Source organism: Sphingopyxis sp. (assembly GCF_035250425.1).
Classification (GTDB): domain Bacteria; phylum Pseudomonadota; class Alphaproteobacteria; order Sphingomonadales; family Sphingomonadaceae; genus Sphingopyxis.
The window spans coordinates 1-6,442 of record NZ_DATFFD010000125.1; the positions used below are offsets into that span (position 1 = coordinate 1).

The 6,442-nt window shown below is 68.7% G+C and carries 4 protein-coding genes and 1 pseudogene; 1 reads left to right on the forward strand and 4 read right to left on the reverse strand.

Translation table 11 applies throughout. The features are described from left to right. The 4 genes and pseudogenes from VJ811_RS07135 to VJ811_RS07150 all read right to left on the reverse strand — a co-directional run. Positions 1 to 240 (reverse strand): annotated as a pseudogene (locus VJ811_RS07135) (hypothetical protein); the annotation flags it as partial. After that, positions 237 to 779, reverse strand: a complete 543-nt coding sequence (locus VJ811_RS07140; protein ID WP_324071562.1) for a GNAT family N-acetyltransferase — start codon at positions 777 to 779, stop codon at positions 237 to 239. The gene VJ811_RS07140 and the pseudogene VJ811_RS07135, both read right to left, overlap by 4 nt. Then, entirely contained in the window at positions 776 to 1,774 is a 999-nt protein-coding gene (hemB, locus tag VJ811_RS07145) for a porphobilinogen synthase (protein ID WP_324071563.1), read from the reverse strand. Before hemB ends, VJ811_RS07140 begins: the two co-directional genes overlap by 4 nt. A 242-nt stretch (positions 1,775 to 2,016) precedes the next feature. Further along, complete coding sequence (locus VJ811_RS07150; protein ID WP_324071564.1) at positions 2,017 to 3,534, reverse strand: peptidoglycan DD-metalloendopeptidase family protein; 1,518 nt, start codon at positions 3,532 to 3,534, stop codon at positions 2,017 to 2,019. 466 nt (positions 3,535 to 4,000) lie between these two features. Here VJ811_RS07150 and VJ811_RS07155 point away from each other — a divergent pair. After that, a partial coding sequence (locus VJ811_RS07155; protein ID WP_324071565.1) for a helicase-related protein occupies positions 4,001 to 6,442 on the forward strand: 2,442 nt, incomplete at its 3' end.

Sequence of the window (6,442 nt, forward strand, 5' to 3'; positions counted from 1 at the left end):
CGCGAGGTGGATGACCGCCTGACGCCGCACGGTGAACCGCCCGAGCCAGTGCGCATAGGCGTAACCGCCGAGCAGCAGCGCCTGATAGACGAGCATCGCGCTGTTCCACACCGCCGGCGCGCCGCCCAATTTGGGCAGCACCATCCGCGCGACCATCGGCTGGACGAGGAAAAGCAGGAAGCTGCCGACGAGGATCGTCAGCACGAACAGCCAGCGCCGCGGCGATGAGGAAACGGTCATGCGGTTTTCCATGTCGAGCGCGATAGCGAATAGGTCACGTGCGGCCGCAACGGATCCGCTGCGGCGAGCCCCGGATGATCGAAGTCGAACTTGGGGCGATATTGCATGCCGAGCCGCTCCATCACAGCGCGGCTGCGAACATTGCCGCGCCAGGTGATCGCCCGGATTTCATCGTCGGGCAGGTTCGCGAAGCTCCACGCCGCCGCGCCGCGCGCCGCCTCGCTCGCAAAACCGACGCCCCAGCAGTCGCGCGCCAGCCGCCAGCCGATCTCGACCTTGTCCACCACGGGGGCCATGTCGCCGCGGATAACACCGCACCAGCCGACCAGCCGCGCGTCTTCGCGGCGCTCGAGCGCCCAGAAGCAATGACCATGCTCGGCCTCATGCCCGCGCATCCATGCTATCCGCGCCGCCGTTGCCTCCATGTCGAGCGGTGGACCAAGGGTCGCCATGACCTCCGGATCGCTGCAGATCGTTTGAAAGGGCGCGACATCCTCGTCGCGCCACGATCGCATCACCAGCCGCTCAGTCGCGATCATGCGTTAAGCAGCCGTGCGGCGTGGAGCGCGTGATAGCTCAGAACCCCCGATGCGCCCGCACGGCGGAAGGCCAGCAGGGTTTCGAGGACGAGCGCGTCGCGGTCGCCCGCGCCGGCGGCGGCGGCGGCCTCGATCATCGCATATTCGCCCGACACCTGGTACGCGTAGACGGGCACGGCAAAATTGTCCTTCACCGCGCGGACGATGTCGAGATAGGGCAGCCCGGGCTTGACCATCACGCTGTCGGCGCCCTCGGCGAGGTCCTGTGCGACTTCGCGCAGCGCCTCTTCGGAATTGGCGGGATCCATCTGATAGGTCTTCTTGTCGCCCTTGAGCAGCCCGCGCGACCCGACCGCGTCGCGGAATGGGCCGTAGAAGGCCGACGCATATTTTGCGGCGTAGCTCATGATCTGGACATGGCCGAAACCCTCGGCCTCCAGCGCCTGCCGGATCGCGCCGATGCGGCCGTCCATCATGTCGCTGGGCGCGATGATGTCGGCGCCGGCGCGCGCCTGGTTGAGTGCTTGCCCCACCAGCACCTCGACCGTTTCGTCGTTGAGGACATAGCCGCTATCGTCGATCAGCCCGTCCTGCCCATGGCTGGTATAAGGATCGAGCGCGACGTCGGTGAGGATGCCGATCTCGTCGCCGAGCGCCTGCTTGATCGCGGCGGTGGCGCGGCACATCAGGTTATCGGGATTGAGCGCCTCGCCGCCATCCGCGCTGCGCCGGTCGGGCTGCGTATAGGGAAAGAGCGCGAGGCACGGGATACCCGCCGCGACGGCATCACGCGCGCGTTCGACGAGCAGGTCGACCGACCAGCGCGATACGCCGGGCAGGCTTGCGATCGGTTCCTCGGTGCCCGATCCATCGGCGACGAAGAGCGGCCAAATGAGGTTCGCGGGCGAGAGGTGGGTTTCGCGCACCATCGCGCGGCTCCAGCCGGTGCGGCGGGTGCGGCGCAGGCGCAGGTCGGGGAAAGCGGCTTGGGTCATGCGGGGTGCATAGCGGGGTGCGGGCGCGGGGCAAATGGATATTGGAGCGACGATGCCCTTCCCCCTTGATGGGGGAAGGATACGCAGCCTTGGCGCCAAAGGCGATTAGGCGGAGTTGGATGGGGGTGATGGTGCGTCCAAGCATCATCCCTTTCAGGCCGAGACCGCACCCTCACCGCTGCGACTAGGCAGCAAGCTGCCAAGTCTCGCTGCCTCCCCCGTCAAGGGGGAGGTCAGGAAGGTCAGATCCCGCCCTCGGCCCGCTTCGAGGCGACATCGGCGAGGCTGCCGAGCTTCGGCCCTTCGACCTGTTTCGGCGCGATCGGGGTCAGCGCGGCGCCCGGCGCGATCGACGTCAGCGACCGGATGCGGGCGCGGAAATCGGCGAGCGCCTTGCCTTCGAGCAGCGCGCGCGTAACGAAGGTCACCGACGCCGGATTGACCGCACGTCCGTTGCGATAAAGCTCATAATGGAGGTGCGGGCCGGTCGAGAGGCCGGTCGAGCCGATATAGCCGATCACCTGCCCGCGACGCACGCGCTGGCCCGAGCGCACCGCGATGCGGCTCATATGGCCATAGCCGGTGCCGAGGCCATTGCCGTGATTGAGCTTTACATAATTGCCGAAGCCGCCGTGGCGCCCGGCGATCGTCACGACGCCGTCGGTGACGGCATAGATCGGCGCGCCATAACCGCCGCCGAAATCCATCCCGCTGTGCATGCGCTTGTAGCCGAGAATCGGGTGGCGGCGCATGCCGAAGGTCGAGGTCACGCGGCCATTGGTTGGCCGCGCCATGCCGCCGCGCTGTTCGCCGACGCCCGACGCCTCGAACCACTGGGTCCGGCCGTCGACGCTCCATTCGAGCATCGAGAGTTTCGGTTTGCCGCCACGGATCAGGCCGGCATAGAGCAATTTACCCGTCTCGCTCTCGCCCGTTTCGGCGCGGCGATAATCGACGATGATATCGAACTCGTCGCCGGCGCGAATGTCGCTGCCGACCGAAATCTGTTTGCCGACGACGCGCAGGTACGATTGGATCGCCTGCGGCGGCGCCCCGGCGGCACGCGCCGAGCGATAGAGGCTGTCGCCAACGCGGCCGCGGATGCGCAGCGGGGTCGCATCGACCGCGATCGGGATACGGCGCATCACGAGTTGGCCGCCCTGCCGCTCCATTTCGATGCGCAGGTCGAAGCGCGCGCGCATCGCGAGCGCCTCGACCGGGCGCGGCATCGTGCGCGCGGCGCGGCGGCCGAGGATCAGGTCGATGCGCGTGCCCGGCGCAATGTCGGCGAGCGGGACCGCGCCCGAAACCTGGCTTGCGAGCGCCTGCGCTTCGCTGCTGCCGACGCCCGAGCGTTCGAGCAGGCGCGCGAAGCTGTCGCCGCTGCCCAGCGTCGCTGTAAGTTCGATCTGCGGGCGTTCGGGCGTTTGCGTGAGCGGACGGACGGCGTCGGTTGCCGCCATATGGCGCCCGGTGTCGCCGCCATATGCGAGCGGCACAATCATCTGCGCGCGCGCTTCGTTGAAATCGCCCGCGCCCATCGCCGGGGCGCCGCCGACTTCGAACGGCTGGATTCCGGGGAAGGTCGCGATCGCGGTTCCGCACAGCAGGGTTAATGTCGCAAGACCCCGCCACCACTCGGCCGAACCGATATTGTCGCCCAGGTCGGGAACGAGGTCGAGCTCTGCCAGCCGGTCGCGCCATCCGGGCTGCGGTTCGGCATCGGAGTCGGCACGCCGCAGCGGGATCGCTTGCGACATCGTGAGGGCGGCCGCGTTGCCGGACATCCCCGCGATGGGTTCGTGACGCTGAAACAAATTGCAACCCCCGCTCGGCCAGCCTCCCATAGTCCCGGCTGCCGAATGATGTTTTCGAGCCGTTGTCTGTAAAGAAAGGTCGTTAAAGTCAATTTAATGGCGGATTTGCCGCGGGGCATTGCGGCAAGGCGTGGCGGGGCCGGGATATTATGCAACAGGCTCGGACCCTTCCCCCTTGATGGAGGAAGGATACGGAGCCTTCGCGAAGCGACTAGGCGAAGTTGGATGAGGGTGACGGTGCGTCCTTGCGCCGTCGCTTCAGGCCGAACCTGCACCCCCACCGCTGCGACTAAGCCAGCAAGCTGGCAAGTCTCGCTGCCTCCCCCATCAAGGGGGAGGGAAAAGAAGTCGCCTCAACGATCATCTGTTGCGCGGCGCCCGCCGCCATGCCAGCTTGGCTCCCAAGAAAATGACGTCATCCTCCTCCCAGCCGGTCAAGGCTGTCCTTGGCCCCACCAACACCGGCAAAACCCATTTGGCGGTCGAGCGCCTGACCGCCCATTCGAGCGGCATGATCGGCTTTCCGCTGCGCCTTCTCGCGCGCGAGGTTTACGACCGCGTCGTCGCGATCAAGGGTGCGGCGCAGGTCGGGCTGGTCACTGGCGAAGAGCGAATCCTGCCGCCCGATGCGCGCTATCTGCTCGGCACGATGGAAGCGCTGCCGGTCGAGCGCGACGTCGCCTTCGTCGGGATCGACGAGGCGCAGATCGGCGCCGATCCCGAGCGCGGCCATGTCTTCACCGACCGGCTGCTGCGCGCACGCGGGCGCGAGGAAACGATGATCCTCGGCTCGGCGAGCATCCGCGGGCTGGTCAAGGGACTAGTGCCCGAGGCCGAGATCATCACGCGGCCGCGCTTTTCGACCTTGAGCTACGCGGGCTCGTCGAAGCTCTCGCGCCTGCCCAAACGCTCGGCGATCGTCGCCTTCTCGGCCGAGGAGGTTTATGCGATCGCCGAAATGCTGCGCCGCTTTTCGGGCGGTGCGGCAGTGGTGATGGGCGCGCTCAGCCCCAAGACGCGCAATGCGCAGGTCGCGATGTTCGAGGCGGGCGAGGTCGACTATCTCGTCGCGACCGACGCGATCGGCATGGGGCTCAACCTCGACGTCCAGCATGTCGCCTTCGCTTCCTTACAGAAATTCGACGGGCGGCGCCTGCGCCGCCTGACGGTTTCGGAGATGGCGCAGATCGCGGGGCGCGCCGGGCGCCACCAGCAGGACGGCGGCTTCGGCACCGTCGGTCTGCCGCAGGGCGGCTTCACCCCCGAGGAAATCCACGCGATCGAGGGGCATCATTTCCCGCCGCTCGCCAGCCTGTTCTGGCGCAACCCGACCCCGGGCTTCGGCTCGCTCGACCAGCTTTTGTCCGACCTCGCGCAGCCGCCGAGCCAGCCGATGCTGCGCGCGGCGCCCGAAGCCGTCGATATCGCGGTGCTCAAGCATCTGGCGGGCGATATGGAGGTGCGCGCACGCGGCGGCGATTTCGATGCGGTGCAGCGCCTGTGGGACGTCTGCGGCCTCCCCGATTTCGAACAATTGGGCGCCGAGCACCATAGCCGCACCATCTTCAAGCTGTGGCAGTGGCGCACGAGCGGCGACGGGATGATCGATGCCGACTGGTTCGCGCGCCGCCTCGCGCGGCTGAACGACGTCGAGGGCGACATCGACCAGCTCGCGAGCCGTATCGCCGCGGTGCGCACGCTTTGCTTCATCGCGCAGCGCGGCGACTGGATCGCGGGCGCGGCGGGGTGGACCGAACAAACGCAGGCGCTCGAATCGCGGCTGTCCGACGCGCTGCATGCGGCGCTCGCGCAGCGGTTCGTCGACCGGCGGCTCGCGCTGCTGCTCCGCGACGCGGGGCAGCGGGACGCCGCATTGCCGGTCGCGGTCGGCGCCGACGGCACTGTCGCGGTCGACGGCGAGGCGATCGGGACGCTCAAGGGCTTCCAGTTCAAGGTCGATCCGATCGCCAAGGCGAGCGACCACCGGATGCTGCTCGCGGCGGCCGAAAAGCATCTGCGCGCCGAACTCGCGCGCCGCGCGACCGCGCTCGCCGAGGGCGACGACAGCGCGCTGTCGCTGATCGCCGAGCCGGGAACGGCGCCGCGCCTCGCCTGGCACGGCCACGCCATCGCGACGCTCGCGCGCGGGCCGACGCTCGTTCAGCCGGCGATCCAGATCGATCCGTCGCTGCGGCGGCTCGAACTGCATCAGGTGCAGGCGATTTCCGAACGACTCCAGCGCTTTGTCGCCGATCAGCTCGCGCGTCATGCGGGGCCGCTTGCCGCGATGGGCGAAGCGGCGGGCGACCTGTTCACCCCGCCGCGTGTCCGCGCGCTGCTCGCCGCGCTCACCGACAACAGCGGAACGATCGGCCGGGCGGCGGTCGAGGATCAGCTGGGCGCGCTCACCCCCGAGGAGCGGCCGCAGCTGCGCAAGCTCGGTTTCACCATCGGCTCGCTCGACCTGTTCCATCCGCTGCTGCTCAAGCCCGAGGCGGTGCGCTGGCGCGCGGCGTTGACGGCGGCGCAGCAGGGCGCGCCGGTGCCCGCGCTGCCGCCGCATGGCGCGGTGCTGCAAAAGGCGGGCAGCCATGCCGGGCTGGTGATCGCGGGCTTCCGCCGCTGCGCTTCGGGCTGGCTGCGCATCGACATGGCCGAAAAGCTCGCGCGTCAGGCGCACGCCGCGCGGATGCAGGCGGCGGCGCCGCCGACCGCGCCGATCGCGGGCGGCGCCGAGCATCATGAGGATCAGGGCGAGGAGGAACCGCACAGCGCGGCGCCGCCGGGCTTCGTGATCGATCCCGCGCTCGCGACCTCGCTGGGGCTCGACGAGGAAACGCGCCGCGCGCTG

Bases quoted from the DNA above. Each gene is read 5' to 3' on its own strand.
- VJ811_RS07140 (WP_324071562.1), bottom strand. From the start codon at position 779: ATGATCGCGACTGAGCGGCTGGTGATGCGATCGTGGCGCGACGAGGAT.
- hemB (WP_324071563.1), bottom strand. From the start codon at position 1,774: ATGACCCAAGCCGCTTTCCCCGACCTGCGCCTGCGCCGCACCCGCCGC.
- VJ811_RS07150 (WP_324071564.1), bottom strand. From the start codon at position 3,534: ATGTCGCAAGCGATCCCGCTGCGGCGTGCCGACTCCGATGCCGAACCG.